At 58.8% G+C, this 14104-nt stretch carries 14 protein-coding genes and 1 riboswitch; of the genes, 8 read left to right on the top strand and 6 right to left on the bottom strand.

Annotated elements, in window-relative coordinates:
• The first annotated feature begins 407 nt into the window (after positions 1-407).
• The 5 genes from lipB (at position 408) to BCS36_RS04210 (ending at position 4670) form a co-directional block, all read left to right on the top strand.
• Entirely contained in the window at positions 408-1100 is a 693-nt protein-coding gene (gene lipB, locus BCS36_RS04230; protein WP_291301664.1) for a lipoyl(octanoyl) transferase LipB, read from the top strand.
• 11 nt (positions 1101-1111) lie between these two features.
• Positions 1112-1999 (top strand): lipoyl synthase, encoded by an 888-nt coding sequence (gene lipA / locus BCS36_RS04225; RefSeq protein ID WP_291301663.1) that lies wholly within the window; start codon positions 1112-1114, stop codon positions 1997-1999.
• Between the two features lie 447 nt (positions 2000-2446).
• A riboswitch (Fluoride riboswitch) is annotated at positions 2447-2505 on the top strand.
• Positions 2506-2750: 245 nt separating this feature from the next.
• On the top strand, positions 2751-3140 hold the full coding sequence (gene crcB, locus BCS36_RS04220) for a fluoride efflux transporter CrcB (RefSeq protein WP_291301662.1): 390 nt from the start codon (positions 2751-2753) through the stop codon (positions 3138-3140).
• Positions 3141-3149: 9 nt separating this feature from the next.
• Positions 3150-3467 carry a DUF190 domain-containing protein gene (locus BCS36_RS04215; RefSeq protein ID WP_291301661.1) on the top strand — a complete coding sequence of 106 codons (318 nt, stop codon included), beginning with the start codon at positions 3150-3152 and terminating at the stop codon, positions 3465-3467.
• Positions 3468-3494: 27 nt separating this feature from the next.
• Entirely contained in the window at positions 3495-4670 is a 1176-nt protein-coding gene (locus BCS36_RS04210; RefSeq protein ID WP_291301660.1) for an MFS transporter, read from the top strand.
• A gap of 205 nt (positions 4671-4875) precedes the next feature.
• On the opposite strand, the gene BCS36_RS04205 is transcribed toward BCS36_RS04210, so the two are convergent.
• Both BCS36_RS04205 and BCS36_RS04200 read right to left on the bottom strand, forming a co-directional pair.
• The gene (locus BCS36_RS04205) at positions 4876-6066 is read right to left on the bottom strand and encodes a mandelate racemase/muconate lactonizing enzyme family protein (protein ID WP_291301659.1); all 1191 of its coding nucleotides are present in this window, start codon (positions 6064-6066) and stop codon (positions 4876-4878) included.
• A gap of 21 nt (positions 6067-6087) precedes the next feature.
• Positions 6088-7296: an MFS transporter gene (locus BCS36_RS04200; RefSeq protein WP_291301658.1), complete on the bottom strand. Its 1209-nt coding sequence runs from the start codon at positions 7294-7296 to the stop codon at positions 6088-6090.
• 312 nt (positions 7297-7608) lie between these two features.
• On the opposite strand from BCS36_RS04200, the gene BCS36_RS04195 reads away from it, so the two are divergent.
• Entirely contained in the window at positions 7609-8568 is a 960-nt protein-coding gene (locus BCS36_RS04195; protein ID WP_291301657.1) for a LysR family transcriptional regulator, read from the top strand.
• Between the two features lie 310 nt (positions 8569-8878).
• Here BCS36_RS04195 and BCS36_RS04190 read toward each other — a convergent pair whose 3' ends face one another.
• A complete protein-coding gene (locus BCS36_RS04190; RefSeq protein WP_291301656.1) occupies positions 8879-9862 on the bottom strand; it encodes an AEC family transporter in 984 nt (327 codons plus the stop codon).
• Between BCS36_RS04190 and BCS36_RS04185 the strand changes: the two genes are divergently transcribed.
• A complete protein-coding gene (locus tag BCS36_RS04185) occupies positions 9854-10030 on the top strand; it encodes a hypothetical protein (RefSeq protein ID WP_291301655.1) in 177 nt (58 codons plus the stop codon). The genes BCS36_RS04190 and BCS36_RS04185 overlap by 9 nt on opposite strands.
• A 260-nt stretch (positions 10031-10290) precedes the next feature.
• On the opposite strand, the gene BCS36_RS04180 is transcribed toward BCS36_RS04185, so the two are convergent.
• From BCS36_RS04180 to BCS36_RS04170, 3 genes are all read right to left on the bottom strand, one after another.
• Positions 10291-10443, bottom strand: coding sequence for a hypothetical protein (locus BCS36_RS04180; protein WP_291301654.1), 153 nt, complete (start codon positions 10441-10443; stop codon positions 10291-10293).
• A 40-nt stretch (positions 10444-10483) separates the two neighbouring features.
• Positions 10484-11086: an OmpH family outer membrane protein gene (locus BCS36_RS04175; RefSeq protein ID WP_291301653.1), complete on the bottom strand. Its 603-nt coding sequence runs from the start codon at positions 11084-11086 to the stop codon at positions 10484-10486.
• A 329-nt stretch (positions 11087-11415) separates the two neighbouring features.
• Entirely contained in the window at positions 11416-12489 is a 1074-nt protein-coding gene (locus tag BCS36_RS04170; protein WP_291301652.1) for a transglycosylase SLT domain-containing protein, read from the bottom strand.
• Between the two features lie 462 nt (positions 12490-12951).
• Between BCS36_RS04170 and BCS36_RS04165 the strand changes: the two genes are divergently transcribed.
• Positions 12952-14103 carry a hypothetical protein gene (locus tag BCS36_RS04165; RefSeq protein WP_291301651.1) on the top strand — a complete coding sequence of 384 codons (1152 nt, stop codon included), beginning with the start codon at positions 12952-12954 and terminating at the stop codon, positions 14101-14103.
• Position 14104 lies beyond the last annotated feature (1 nt).

The raw sequence follows: 14104 nt of genomic DNA, 5'->3' as shown, positions 1-14104 counted from the left end.
CGCAAACATGCGCTCTCAGGCAGGCCATTTGCGGACTTGCGAACGGCGCGCGCAGCCCCGTTTTTTCCGGCAGGCCTGACCACGGAACGCCAGACAACGGCAGGCCTGGCCAGGACAGGATTCGACCCCGCAGGCTGGACAGTGTCGGCAACCCGGGCGTTCAGCGGCCAACGCGCCGCCCGTGCCCGCCCGTGCCCTGCCCGCGCCCTGCCGATATTCGGCCCGCGTTGTAGCCGTGTTCTGTCCGCACGTTGCCTGTGCCCTGGCACTGCCGTGCCCGCGCCATACCTGTCGCAGGCGATACAACGCAAGCCGGGCCAATGGCGTACGCTCCTGACTCAGGACTCTTCAGGCACAGAATTTCCCCGGCGCAGGATTTCTCAGACCCACAACCCCACGGCGTGAACATGTTGGCATTTGATCTTGACCGCATCGGCTATCTTGACGCATTCGCCCTGCAGGAGCGGGTACTGGCCTGGGTACAGGAAGGCGGTGACGATGTCCTGCTGGTGCTGGAACACCCGCCCACAGTGAGCATCGGCAAGAATTCCGGCGCGGAAAATGTGCCCCCCCATCTGGAATCCCTGTGCAAGGGCCATGTGGATGTGGTGCAGAGCACCAGAGGCGGCAATGTGACCTGCCATTTTCCCGGTCAGCTGGTGGCCTATCCCATCATTGACCTGAAAAAGCGCTCCGGCGGCATCCGTGCCTATGTGCATGACCTTGAAGAGGCCGCCATCCGCATGCTGACGCATTTTAACGTGACCGCCGCCCGGCGTGAGGGCTTCCCCGGCGTATGGACCGACGGCAGAAAAATCGCCTCCCTGGGCATTGCCGTAAAAAAATACGTGACCATGCACGGTCTGGCCCTTAACGTGGCCAAAGACCTTTCGCTTTTCAATTTTGTCACGCCCTGCGGGCTGGACGGCGTTTCCGCCACTTCCATTGCCAGAGAATCCGCGCAGGCCGCGCCGCCTATGGACGCGGTCAAACTGGCCTTTATCAGGGAGTTTCACGCCGTTTTTCACCCCGCCGCCAGCGGGGAGCCCCCCGTCATGCAGACGCGCGACAGCCTTATGACCCTGCTTCACAGCGTATAAAGGACGGAAACGTGAACAGCAAAACCACCGCCTCCCCCTGCTGCGGCGACGCCACGCAAAAGCCCCTGCGCATGCCCCCCTGGCTGCGCCGCCCCCTGGCCTCCGACAAGCGCTTTTTCACCACCACGGGCCTTGTGGACGACCTGGGCCTCTTCACCGTATGCAAGGCGGCCAACTGCCCCAACAGGCAGGAATGCTACTCTGCGGGCACGGCCACCTTTCTGATCCTGGGCGAAACGTGCACGCGCAACTGCCGCTTCTGCAACATCCACCCGGGCCAGACCCTTGCGCCAAGCCCCGACGAGCCGGAGCGCGTGGCCAAGGCGGCCCAGACTCTGGGCCTCAAGCACATCGTCATAACCTCGGTCACGCGGGACGATCTTGAGGACGGCGGCGCGGAGCATTTTGCCCGCACCATCGCCGCTGTCAGAAGCGCCTTGCCCACAAGCAGCATTGAGGTGCTCATTCCCGACTTTCAAGGGGATGAAGCCGCCCTGCGCACGGTCATGGCCGCCGCGCCCGACATCATCAATCATAATGTGGAAACGCATCCGGCCCTCTACAGCCGCGTTCGGCCCCAGGCCCGCTACGAACAGAGCCTGGAACTGCTGCGCCGCGTACACGCTGCGGGCGGCGTGGCCAAGAGCGGCCTTATGGTGGGCCTTGGCGAAACCGACGATCAGGTGCGTCAGGTGGTGGATGATCTGCACGCCGCTGGCTGCTCCATCATCACCATCGGCCAGTACCTGCCGCCCAGCAAGGAACACCACCCCCTCGACCGCTATGTGACCCCGGAACAGTTTGACGCCTACGCCGCGTACGGAAAATCCCTGGGCATTAAGCATGTGTTTTCCGCCCCGCTGGTGCGCAGCAGCTATCAGGCAGGCAGCTTTATTTAGTTTGTGGGGAAGAAGTGTTTTGTGGGAAAGAGCTTTGTGGGGGAGGGACCCTTTTGCAAAAGGGCCCCTCCCCCACGCCCCACCACCTAAAACTTTTATTTTCAGTATAGTACAAGGCTTTCTGATTCGAAGCGGGGGCCAGAGGCGAGGTTTAGAGCATTTTAACTTTGAAAAAGTGTAAATTCTCTAACGCTGCACAAAAGTGCAGCGCGCCACAACGTGGCGTGGATTCAGCCGAAAATCGCATTTTTCGGCTGAATGAATACTTTGAAATGTGAAGCATTTCAAAATTAATCTGCCCTCAGAGACGGCGCTATTCAGGCATCACGCGATATCAAAAGCACCATGCTCTCGCGTTGCGGGAACAGGCGCATGCCGCCAGCGAACATCCGCGCCACAGCGCTTGCGCCACCGGGGAATTGACATTTTGCGCCAAGCGAATAAGCTTGATTGAACGGGGATGGAGTTCCCCTTGAACCGCGTTCGCTGATAACTCCTGCCACTGCTTCGGCGTTGTCAGGTATTTTTTTGAGATAATCACGCCCAAGGGTGTGGTTATCTTTTTTTGCGCGTATTTTTTATGGGAGGATGCCATGCTGCACACAATGCCAACCCCTGGAACTTACGGAATATGCGGAGCCTGTATTCAGCACGTCTTGCCAGTAAGGCCGCCAGCAGGGGCCTGCGCAGGTAGTGTCCGACACGGGAGCGTCGCCTCGCCGAATCATGATGCCGGAAGGAGCGCCTGCATATGCTGAAATCCGTCATTGCCATAAGTCTGGGAGCGTCAGCAGGCTCGGTGCTGCGCTGGGGGCTGGGACTCATGCTCAACGCGCTGTTCCCGCCAATCCCTATGGGCACGCTTGCGGCCAACCTCATCGGCGGCTACTGCATAGGTCTGGCCGTCAGCTTTTTTGACTTTTTTCCGACTCTGCCCCCGGAATGGCGGCTCTTGTGCATCACCGGATTTCTGGGCGGGCTCACGACCTTTTCCACATTCTCCGCTGAAGTGACCGCTCTTTTGCAGCAGCAGCGCCTTGTCATGGCTGTGGGCGCCATCGGGCTGCACGTTTTCGGCTCCCTGCTGATGACGCTTCTGGGCATCGCCACGTTTGCCCTGCTCAAAAACCTGCATATTTAGGAGGTTCCCATGCAAGGCTATCAATTGACGTTCTTCACGCAGCAGACCCGCCTTCACGGCGCTCTCACCATTGCGGAATGGCTGACTGCAGAAGCCAAAAAGCTTGGCATCAGCGGCGTAACCGTAACTGCGGCGCAAAGCGGCTATGGCCGCGACGGCAAACTGCATTCCGCCCATTTTTTTGACCTCGCCGCGCAGCCTATGGAAGTCACTATGGCTGTCACCACAGAAAAATCAGACCTGCTGTTTGAAAAAATTGCCGCAGAGCGCCTCAAGATTTTTTATGTAAAGACGCCCATTGAATTCGGCGTCACTGGCGAAGAATAGCGCCGTTCACGCTGAGGAAACTGGCAAATGAAAAACGGAATTTTCAGCCTGCCGCGCAACATCTGGCTCATTGGCCTGATAAGCCTGTGCAATGACAGCGCGAGCGAGATGCTATACCCGGTCATTCCGCTCTACCTGTCTTCAGTACTGATGGCCGGGCCTCGCGCGCTTGGCGTCATCGAAGGGATAGCCGAGGCCACGGCAAGCCTGCTGAAGCTGTTTTCAGGCGTCATCATGGACCGCACCCGTACAGCAAAGCCCTGGATTATCCTGGGCTACAGCCTGGCCGGATTCGGCCGCCCCCTGATCGCCTTTGCCGGAAGCTGGGGCTGGCTTCTGCTTATCCGTTTTGCCGACAGGGTGGGCAAAGGCCTGCGAACTTCCCCACGGGACGCCCTGCTGGCCTCCTGTGCAGCGCCCGGCCAGCGCGGGCTGGCCTTTGGCCTGCATAGAGCCATGGATAATGCAGGAGCGGTTATCGGCCCGCTGTTGGCCTTCGTTCTGTTGTCGCGGGAGGTTCCGCTTGGGCATATCTTCTTGTGGGCCATAGTTCCCGCGCTCATCTGCCTTGTTCTTTCGCTGAAAATACGGGAAACCGCCCCTGCGACGCCCGCTCCAAAGCGCGTTAGCTTTGATTGGCGCCTGGGCGACATGCCGCCGGTATTCAAAAAATACCTTGTGGTTGTCGCCCTTTTTACGCTCGGCAATTCTTCAAACATGTTTCTGCTGCTTCGCGCCAAGGAAGTCGGAATGCCGTCAGAATATGTGCCGCTGCTTTGGGCGGCCGTGTCTGCGGTTGCCATGATTTTTTCCATCCCCCTGTCGGCACTGTCGGACAAGGTCGGACGCATCACGGTTTTGGTCTGCGGCTATACGGCATATGGCATATTTTACTTTGGAATCAGCGCCATAGAAAATAATACAGGCGTGCTTTTTCTCCTGTTTGGCTTCTACGGCCTGTTTATGGGCGCCACTGAAGGGGTCGAAAAAGCCCTGGTGGTTGATCTCGTGGCAGAAGGCCGCCGGGGAACGGCTTTTGGCTGGTTCAACCTGACGACCGGCCTGTTCCTTCTTCCCGCCTCGGTACTCTTTGGTTTTTTATACCAGGGCATATCGCCAATGTGCGCATTTCTGTTTTCAGGCTGCTGCGCCATTGCCGCAGCCTTGCTGCTTATATTTTTCGTGGCGAACAGGCGTCCATAACTGCCTCAATGCCTTTTTGCGCAAAACGTACGGTACTGACGGTTTTATTGGATTAAGCATAGCCAGCTGCATGATCGGCTAGTTCAAACAGACGCTTCGAGCCAGCGCAGGCAGGCAAAATCCAGATGGCGGCACAAATCCGGATGCCCGGCACGGGCGTAAGACCGTACCGGGCATCCAAAGAGCTGATGAAACAGGGGTGTCCTTATTTTACCGTCACCACAGTGGAAGCTGCCAGCGTCTCCTTGGTAAGTTCCTGACCAAGGCCGGGCAGTTCCGGCACCGAATACATGCCCTTTTCCGGCATATAGTTGTGTACGCAGGTGCTGGTATTGGGCTCCAGCAGGGCATACCGGTGCAGCTCGTGAATCATGAAGTTGGGAATGGCCGCCTCCATATGCAGAGCCGCCGCCGTGGAAATGGGGCCGCCACAAACGTGGATCTGCACCGTCACATCATAGATGTGGGCCATGTCGCAAATCTTTTTCACTTCTGAAATGCCGCCGCAGGTGCAGATATCCGGCTGGATGACGCTCAGCGAGCCGTCTTCAAAAAAGGGCCTGTAGCCCCAGCGCCAGTAGATACGCTCGCCTGCCGCCAGAGGAATGGCCACATTGTCTGAAATTTTCTTCATCTGCTTGGGGTTCAGGGGCATGGTAGGTTCTTCATAGTAAAGCACGCCCAGCTCTTCAATCATACGGCCAAACTGGATTGCCGGAGTGGTTGACGTAAAGGAATGCATTTCAACTATGATATCCACGTCCGGGCCTATGGCCTTGCGCATGGCCGCCAGCCTGTCGTATCCCCTGCGCAGGATGCGGTCGGGCAGAACGCCCTGAAGGTCCTGCTGGTTCCACTTGCCCTCGCCGTCCATAGCGATTACGTCCACCTTGATGGCGTCGTACCCTTCTTCCACGGCGATCAGCGCGGCCTCGGCATACTGTTCCGGTTCAACCAGCATGGCCTTGTCCTTGCCGCTGCCCCAGCCAAACTGAAGCTGACTGGCATAGGCGCGTATCTTGTCGCGGGTTTTGCCCCCAAGGAGCTGGTACAGGGGCACGTTGAGCGCCTTGCCCTTTATATCCCACAACGCGAGGTCGATGCCGCTCATGGCAGCGGAAAAAATGCCGCCGCCGCCCTGCCCCCAGAACGTTTTGCGCAGCATTTTTTCCCATATGGCTTCGCTGCGCATGGGGTCCATGCCCAGAAGCATCCCCGCCAGATCCCTGGCCACGCCGAAGCCCCCGGACGCGCCCACGCCATAGGCCAGCCCCACTTCGCCGTATCCGCTGATGCCTTCGTCTGTATTGATCCTTACAACCACCGGACGCCATTTGCTGGTTGCGGACTGAAAATCATTGGCAACATCAATAATATCAATGCTTGTAATCTTCATATACGTCTCCTGTGAACATCCTTAGTACTTTTGCAGGGCAAGAATGCCCGCTGCCACCGTGGCCGCCGCGCCAGTGAAGACAAGGCAGAGCAAACCGCCGCCATAGTGGCCGGTAGTGGAGATGAAAAAGCCGATCATGGCAGGGGCCAGCGAGGCCAGACCATTGGCCAGGCCGTTCATGATGCCCGACGCCGTGGACATTGAAGAGGTAGGGATTATGCCCTGAAGCAGGGTCCAGGCCACGGGCGTGCCCATGGTGCAGAAGGCCACGGCCAGAGCCAGCAGCACAGCGGACAAATACTTGTGTTCCGTGGTGGCCCCCAGATACACGCAGATGCCCGCGCAAAACATGGCTGCCATAAGAATGGGGGCGCTTCTGCCCACCTTGTCCGCCAAAACGCCGCTGAATACCTTGAATATGACGGAGAGCACGAAAGGCAGCGAGGCCAGCCAGCCCATTTCCTGCCAGCTGAAGTTTCTGGCGGTTTTGAGGTAGCTTGGCAGCCAGGTGATAAGTCCCCAGTACATGCACTGGAGGCAAAGGTACCAGAACACCAGCAGCCAGTAGCGGTAGTTGCCCACAAAGCCTTTCAGCCGTTCTTTGAGCGGGATGGCTTCGCCCTTGGGAGCGGGCGTGTCCTGACCCTCTTCAATCAGCGAAAGCTCGGCCTCATTGATGCTCCTGTGCTTCCGGGGCGTGTCCGCAGTGTGTCGCCAGAGCAGGTACAGCGGAATCAACCCCAAAACCAGACACACCCAGAAATTCGAGCGCCAGCCGAACGCGGCGATCAGGTAGGCAAAAAAAGGCATGGCTATGGCAGGAGCAACGGACTGGCCCACAACCCAGGCGGCATTGGCCCGTCCTCGTTCCTGCTTTGGAAACCAGTTTTTTACGAACACGCTTTGCAGCGGGTAGTACACGCCCTCGCCAATGCCGAGCAGTACCCGGCTGGCAATGATCAGCGTGAAGGTGGAGGCAATGCCGCCCATGAACAGTGATACCGTCCACAGCCCGATGCAGAGCATCATGGATTTGCGCGGGCCAAGATAGTCTCCAAGCGGCGACAGCAGTACGTTAGCCACACCGTACGCCGCCAGAAACACCGACATCATCATGCCGATCTGTACCGGAACGCCCTTGATGCCCATCTCAATCAAAAAGGGATCATTGGCGGCCAGCACCGAAACGTTGACTCTGTCCAGATAAGCGATAAATATACCAATGAACAAACAAAAAACAATGACAAAACGTTTTTTTGTAGGTATTTCCTGCTGTGACGCGCTATGTAAACCAGGCATCACTTCTGTGTTCATGGTTTTTCTCCCTCTGAGAATTTTGTTAATTGATAATGCGCATCAATTTTCTTCTAAATGAAGAATGGCACTCCATTTTACATAGACATTGTGAAGCATGCCGGCTTAACTTCCTTGAAATATGTCGTAGTATGCACTCTACGTACTATGCTGATACTGGTAAAATTGTTTTTACTTCTCGATTGATAACTTCAAGTTATCAATCGTCAAAAAACAAGAGGAAAATCAATGCAAATGACTTTGCGCCAGATAGAGGCTTTTCTCATGGTGGCCGACATGCGCAGCTTCACAGCCGCAGGAACGGCGCTTCATATAACTCAGAGCGCGGTCAGCAACCTCATCAAGGATCTGGAAGGGCAAGTGGGGGTGCCGCTTTTTGACAGAACGTCACGTTTTGTCTCCCTGTCGCCTGATGGCCGGGAGTTTTACGGGCTGGCGCAAAAGGCCTTTCATGAATTTCTGTTGATGGAAAAATACGCGGGCGACCTCTGCAGTCTGCGCGCCGGCCGCGTGCGCATCGTAGGAGCGCCGCTTATCGCCTGCACCCTGCTGCCTTTGCTGCTGGCGCACTTTACGCGGGCGCAGCCCAATATTCGCGTGGAGCTGGTGGACCAGCCCATGGCGCAGGTGCAGTCAAGCATCCAGCAGGGGGATGCGGAGGTCGGTTTTGGCCCGGCTCGCCATCAGGAAGCCGGAATAACCGCACAACATTTTTTCTCCACTCCGGTGAGCATGCTCTCGCGGCCTGACCACCCCCTGGCTGGCCGCTACAGCACCTGGGACGAGGTAAAAAAAGTGCCTATCATCGCTGTTGGCAGGGAGTCCGTCGGGTATATCGCAGCCGACGTAGGGCCACAGCCGCCGTTTCTTATCGGCCATGTGGTCAACCAGATGCCAACCGCGTTTGCCCTTGCCGCCTCGGGCTGCGGCGTGGCTCTTGCCGGGCGATTTTCGCTTCTGCTGGCCAGGGGATACGGGCTTACGGCCACATTGCTGCACGAACCGGTTTTACAGCGCAAGATGCAGCTGTACACCCCGGGGCTCCGCAAACTCTCTGACGCGGCGCGGGCCTTTGTCAGCTTTGCCAAGGCCTTTGTGCGCGCCCACGACCCCAACACCCTGGATTCCGAAGACATAGTCACCCTGGCCCCCGCACCGGACAACAGCGCGGACGCCCTCGGCCGCTGAGACGTTCTCGCCATAAACCTCTCTGAGATACGCCAGTACTGACCTCGCATTGACGCCCGTATTGACGCCCAGGTTGATCTCGCATTGACGCCCGCCGTGGACACGGCTTGCTCCCAGTCGGCCTTTCTTGATGCGAGCCGGGCCTGTTCCATCCCGTCAATGGGCTGTAAACAAAGAATGCCCGGCAAACCGGACATTCTTTGCAGAAACTCTGCGTCTCTTTGCATGCGTGCCGCCCGTGCAGCACCGACCTGACGTGCACGCCGCGCACGACGCATGCGTATTCTCAAAAGTTACCTGGGTCTGGCGCCTAAAGCATGCCCAGAGCGTGGAACAACCACACAAAGCCCGTGAGCGTCAGAATGCTCACGCCATTGGTCACCACGGCTGTGAGGGCGGCCTCTTCAGGCACGGCGCTGTAAACCTGGGCAATGACGCTGACCAGCAGGGCCGTCGCCGTAGCGCTGATAAGCACGGGAATAACCAGCCACAACCCCGTGACGCCCATGGCGTACAGGATGCCCCAACACAGCAGGGGATGCAGCACCAGCTTGCAGAAGATGAACCATGCCTGCCGAAGCGCCACCCCGCCCTGCGAGCGGCGGGTAGCAATGGCGAGCTTTTGCCGCAGATCAAGCCCCAGGGCCAGCAGCATGCAGGGAGCAGCCGTGTAGCCCACCAGACTTATGGCACGGTCCAGTGGTTCCCACAGGCCCAGTCGCGACAGGGAGAGCACCGCGCCCACCAGAGTGGCAAGCAGCAGGGGATTGCCCAGAATGAAGATGCGCACCAGGCTGCCGGCAAAGGTCAGCGGGCTGCCGCCTTTCCAGGCCAGAGAACCGGCCAGAACGTCAAGCCGGGCCTGCGCCAGAATAATGACTACATTGGGCGTGAGGATGGCGAGGCCCGCCACCAGCATGGCTTCGCTGTTGCCGGGCCAGAGGTTGGACACAATGGGCAGCCCCACAAAGGCCGCGTTGCAGGCCGAGCAGGAAAACCCGCTGATGACGGCGGGGCCGATTCCCCGGCGGCAGAACAGCTTGTCTCCCATATACCCAAGCACATAGACGAACAGCTGCGAGCCGATGAGCCCAAGCCAGAAGCCGCCCCTGGACAGGTCTTCGGGGCGTGCGCCGGCCAGCAGATGCAGGATGAGCAGCGGCAGGGCCACCTTGAGCACGTAGACGCCAAGCACCGGCCCGGCGTTTTCGGGTAAAACGTCGCGCGCCCTCAGCAGCGCGCCAAAGGCAATGACGCAAAAAACGGGGATAACTGCAAAAAGTGCATGAAACATATCAACTCTCAACCATTGCAATACGGTAATTTTTTGGAGCAGATCCATGCTGAATCTGCTCTGGCGTCTCATCTGGCAGACGCCAGCCACAAGGCGACGGACACAAACGCCTTTGTGCCGCCAAACGTTGGAACAAGGCCTTCAGCCCTCAGGGCCGACAAACTTTGAGCATATGCATTCTCAAGGGTTAGACCTCGCCCGTCACAGCGTCCGCTCGCGCAAGCAGGCGGCAGGGCCGCCTGCATCCGCAACGCGGCTGTCATGCTCCCCCCAAACGATTCCGTCAAGGGCGCGGGAGACTCGGCGGGCGATGGCTCAATCTACGTTTACGCCTTCACTGCGGGCAGCCATTCACGCGGCCGCCGGGGCATTGCAACACAACATGCCCAAAAGGCTGCGCTCCAGGGCGGGCACACTTCATATTTCCATCAGTACGCCGCCGCAAGCAGGGCCAGCATGCTCTTCATGCCGTGCCCTGTCCAGCCCAGCACAAAAACGTCACAATGTCCGGCTGGCTCCGGCAGCCCTTGCCGCGACGAAGCAAAACCCCCGATCCTGAGACCGGGGGTTTGCAATGTCACTGTCCGGTCTGCACCGGCAGTTCAAAAACGCGGTTCGCGCTTACTTTTTGTCAGTCTTGCCAGCGGGCTTGTCGGCGGGGGCGGCGGGCTTTTCCGCAGCCTTGTCGGCGGGCTTGGACGCTTCGGCGGCAGGGGCGGCAGCGGCATCGCCAGCGCCTTCGGGCGCCACAGGCTTGAAGTCCACCTTCTGCTTGTTCATGGCCGCGATGATATCGGCGGTCACGTCAGCCTTGGGGTCAAAAGAGGCCGCCGCTTCGGAACTGATGATAAGGGCATAACCCTTTTCAGTGCGGTACGCATTGACGATGCGCTGCATGGTGTCATACAGCACGTTGACCACGTTCTGCTGTTCCACCTGCATACGCTGCTGCGACATCATGTAGACTGTCTGCAGTTCTTTCTGGGCGTCAGCGTCATTGGCGTTCTTTTCAAGGCGTCCCTGAATGGCGTTCAGCTGTTCCTGCATCTCGGCCTGAAGAGCTTCAAGGTGTTTTACCCCGGCCTTTCCGGCTTCGCTGTCACGCATGATGCGCGTCATATCCACGACCGCCAGCTTGGACTGGGACGTGCCTTCGCCCTGTTGGCAGGCAATAAGCATCAGGCTCAGCAGCAGGGCCAGCGGCATAAAATAACGGATTCGCATGGTAATGGATACTCCTCTCAGAATTGCCGTGTTACGCTGAACAGCCCGCACGGCGGTGTTGCCAATGGTGTACGTTGTTTTTACAGCCACCTCAACCGTTTTTTCCCAACCAATCCCAGTTGGTGCATAAAACCCGGCAGGGGACGCTCCTCCGGCGCATGGCGGCAAATCAGGCACGCAGACGTTTACGGGCGCATGATTATTGCGGCGTTTCGTCCAAGTGACGGCCTGCCCGCACAAGCAGCCCGCAGCAGCGCCTTTTTTCGAGAAGCGTTTAGCGCGGCCCCCGGCTGTGCCTGAGCCCTGACGGCAGCGTCGCTCCCCGCTGCCTATTGCAGTGCGGCGTAGTGCCCCTTCATCCGCGCCACCTTGGCCACATAGGCGCGTGTTTCGGCCACGGGCAGGCGGTGGGTGAGGTCTTCATACAGTTCTTCGGCCGTCATGGCGTTGATGGCATCCAGGGCCTCCTCATTGGTTTTGCCAAAGAGGCGCAGAAAGCGGTTGGGCCCCATATTGTACGCCGCTACCGCGCAGTATTCGCGCGCGCGCGGATCATACACTCCGGCAAAATAGCGCGTGAGCAGGATATGAAGATAGGTGGTGCCGTAACGGATGTTGACCTCCGGCACGCTGAGTTCGTCAAAACTGATGTCGCCCGTATGCCCGTACAGATACTTGTGCACTTCGCCGCTGGCGGTATCCGGCAGTATCTGCATGAGCCCCATGGCCGATTTGTCGCTTACAAGGGTGGTTGAAAAGGAACTTTCGCTGTGGATGATGGCATATACCAGTTCGGTGCTGAGGTTGTACCGCCTGGCAAAATTTTCCACCAGCTGCTGATAACGTACGGCCCTGGCTGGCAGGCTGCCGTAAACAAGGTTGTCGTCATCCGCCAGCGCGCCGTCTTTTCCCATCCGCCCCGGACGCGCCCTGCCGTCCGCCCGAGGAATAAAGGGGCTGTACCCTTCCAACAGGGTTTCAGCGGCAAGCCAGCGCAGGGGCAGACCCCTGGCGTCCAGAGCGTCGCCATACTGCGGCGGCTGCACGGCCAGAAGAAAAGGCATGGAGAATCCGTCCAGCGCAAGCAGGGGGGCAAGCTGAACCAGGGAATCCTGACCTTCGGCAAAAAGCCCGTCCGGCTCCATCCCTGCGGGCCGGGGTGACACGGCGGTGGCGACTGCGGGCGAAGCCGCAAGGCGCAACGACCACAGGCGCGATCCGTTGCCCTGCGAAACAATGGGAGCAGGCATATCCTCAGGCCGCAGGCTGGCCACAACGAGGCTCACCCGGCGGCGCACCTCATACCCTTCCTTCTGCGGCACAAAGCCCGCCAAAAGCCCCAGGAGCAGCAACGCGCCGCCAAGGCAAGAGGCTATGATGAGAAGAGTTTTATGGGGCTTCATGAGTGTTCCTGTGATCTGCGGGCCTTGGCCTTGAACTTTTGGCGTGACTGACACAAAGGCCTCGGCGCGCGCTCCGGCGCGGCGACTCGGCCAAATCCTGCCCATGCCCGATATTTTCCGGCGCGTTGTTCACGTTGCCGGCGGGCGTCATTGCCATGCGCGACGCACAAACAACGTTGCGGGCCGCATTTTATCAAATGCAAATTCACTGCCACTCAAAAAATATGCTTAGTTTATAACAAGTTAAAGACAACAACAAAAACCCTGCGCCACAATGGTCAAAATAATGAATGCCGTTGACCTGCCGGGCATTCAGGAATATGCTTATTAGTCTGCGGCAAGTCCTGCCTTTTTTGTCTACAGGACTGCGGGCCATAAAAGCAGACCTGCCTCACAGTAAAAGAACATCAAGGCGGCTGTGGCGTGAAAGGCCGCAGCCTTTTATATTTCTCTAGCGCGGCCATGGCCGCCCTGCGGAAAACGGAGTACGCGGTGGCACAGCACACCAAAGAATATATCCGCGAGGAAATCATCCGGCTTCTGAAGTACGCTCCGCCAGAAATGCGCGTGGCCGTTCTTGCCCTGTTGCCCGCTACCAAGCGGACCCTCAACCAGGGCTACAGGCCCACCATGCGCGGCGTGCCGCTGCGCAGCTGGCGCTGCCTGCTGCACCTGCTGTCTTCCGTGGCGTCAATGCAGAGCGATACGGAAATGCTGCTGCGTGTTTCCAGCGACCTGCTCGCCATTGCCGACCGTATGGCCCCTCCCGGCGAAGTGCTGCGCCAGAGCGCCGAAATTCTTGTGCACGCCATGCATGCCGAGCTCTATGTCTGCCGCCTGCGCAACAGCAGGGGCGAGTGGGTGGCGCGCTCGGCCAACCATGTGAGCGGAAAATCCATTCCCATCGTGGCCCCCATGCTGGAAGAAAGCCTGCGTGAACACCCGGTCATGAACGCCATCCTGCAAAGGCACACGCGCTACGTTGTTTCCAACAACCTTCAGGCCCTTGAAAGGGGCGGCGACTCCTTTGATTGCGTCATCTACAAGGAGGGCTACCGCTCGCGCCTGGCCTTTGTGCTGCGTGAGCGCAATGACAAGCCCCCTTTTGGCCTTGTCATGCTGTACACCACAAGGGAGTACGGCTTCGAGACTTTTGACGAGCGCTTTCTGGGCAAGTGCGCGCGCCTTGTATCCCTCACCGTGGGCCGCCGCATAGCCGTCGCCCGCGACACCCTGGAAAAAGCCGCCGGCGCCATGGCCCACTATGGCAACAACGCCCTCAACATCATGCGCAACCAGGCGGAATACTGCGGCGAGCTCGTTGAGGATATCGACGCCAACCAGGCCCGCGCCCTGCGTCTTGCGCGGGAACTGATGGCGGAGTTTCCCGAAGATACGCGCGGCCGCATACTGGCCCTTGAGCTGGAGAACGCCCTCGCCCACGCCGACCTCACCGAACTCGCCGGGCATCTTGGCGGCGTGCTGGAAGGCACGCGGCGCATGACCCGCATCATCAATTCACTGAAAAAATCCGTAGAACGCCCGCGTCTCATGCATTACGCCTTGGGGCACGACGTTCTGCGTCTGGAAGACGACCTGCCAAGGGAGGATTAGC

The organism is Desulfovibrio sp. MES5 (genome assembly GCF_002237645.1).
Lineage (GTDB): Bacteria > Desulfobacterota > Desulfovibrionia > Desulfovibrionales > Desulfovibrionaceae > Desulfovibrio.
The sequence above is the reverse complement of the archived record's forward strand: the minus strand, read 5'-3'. Positions and strand labels throughout refer to the sequence as shown.

Bases quoted from the DNA above. Each gene is read 5' to 3' on its own strand.
- BCS36_RS04205 (WP_291301659.1), bottom strand. From the start codon at position 6,066: ATGAAGATTACAAGCATTGATATTATTGATGTTGCCAATGATTTTCAG.
- BCS36_RS04170 (WP_291301652.1), bottom strand. From the start codon at position 12,489: ATGAAGCCCCATAAAACTCTTCTCATCATAGCCTCTTGCCTTGGCGGC.
- BCS36_RS04215 (WP_291301661.1), top strand. From the start codon at position 3,150: ATGCAAGGCTATCAATTGACGTTCTTCACGCAGCAGACCCGCCTTCAC.
- crcB (WP_291301662.1), top strand. From the start codon at position 2,751: ATGCTGAAATCCGTCATTGCCATAAGTCTGGGAGCGTCAGCAGGCTCG.
- BCS36_RS04185 (WP_291301655.1), top strand. From the start codon at position 9,854: ATGAAACATATCAACTCTCAACCATTGCAATACGGTAATTTTTTGGAG.
- BCS36_RS04175 (WP_291301653.1), bottom strand. From the start codon at position 11,086: ATGCGAATCCGTTATTTTATGCCGCTGGCCCTGCTGCTGAGCCTGATG.
- BCS36_RS04190 (WP_291301656.1), bottom strand. From the start codon at position 9,862: ATGTTTCATGCACTTTTTGCAGTTATCCCCGTTTTTTGCGTCATTGCC.
- BCS36_RS04165 (WP_291301651.1), top strand. From the start codon at position 12,952: ATGGCCGCCCTGCGGAAAACGGAGTACGCGGTGGCACAGCACACCAAA.
- BCS36_RS04210 (WP_291301660.1), top strand. From the start codon at position 3,495: ATGAAAAACGGAATTTTCAGCCTGCCGCGCAACATCTGGCTCATTGGC.
- lipB (WP_291301664.1), top strand. From the start codon at position 408: ATGTTGGCATTTGATCTTGACCGCATCGGCTATCTTGACGCATTCGCC.
- BCS36_RS04195 (WP_291301657.1), top strand. From the start codon at position 7,609: ATGCAAATGACTTTGCGCCAGATAGAGGCTTTTCTCATGGTGGCCGAC.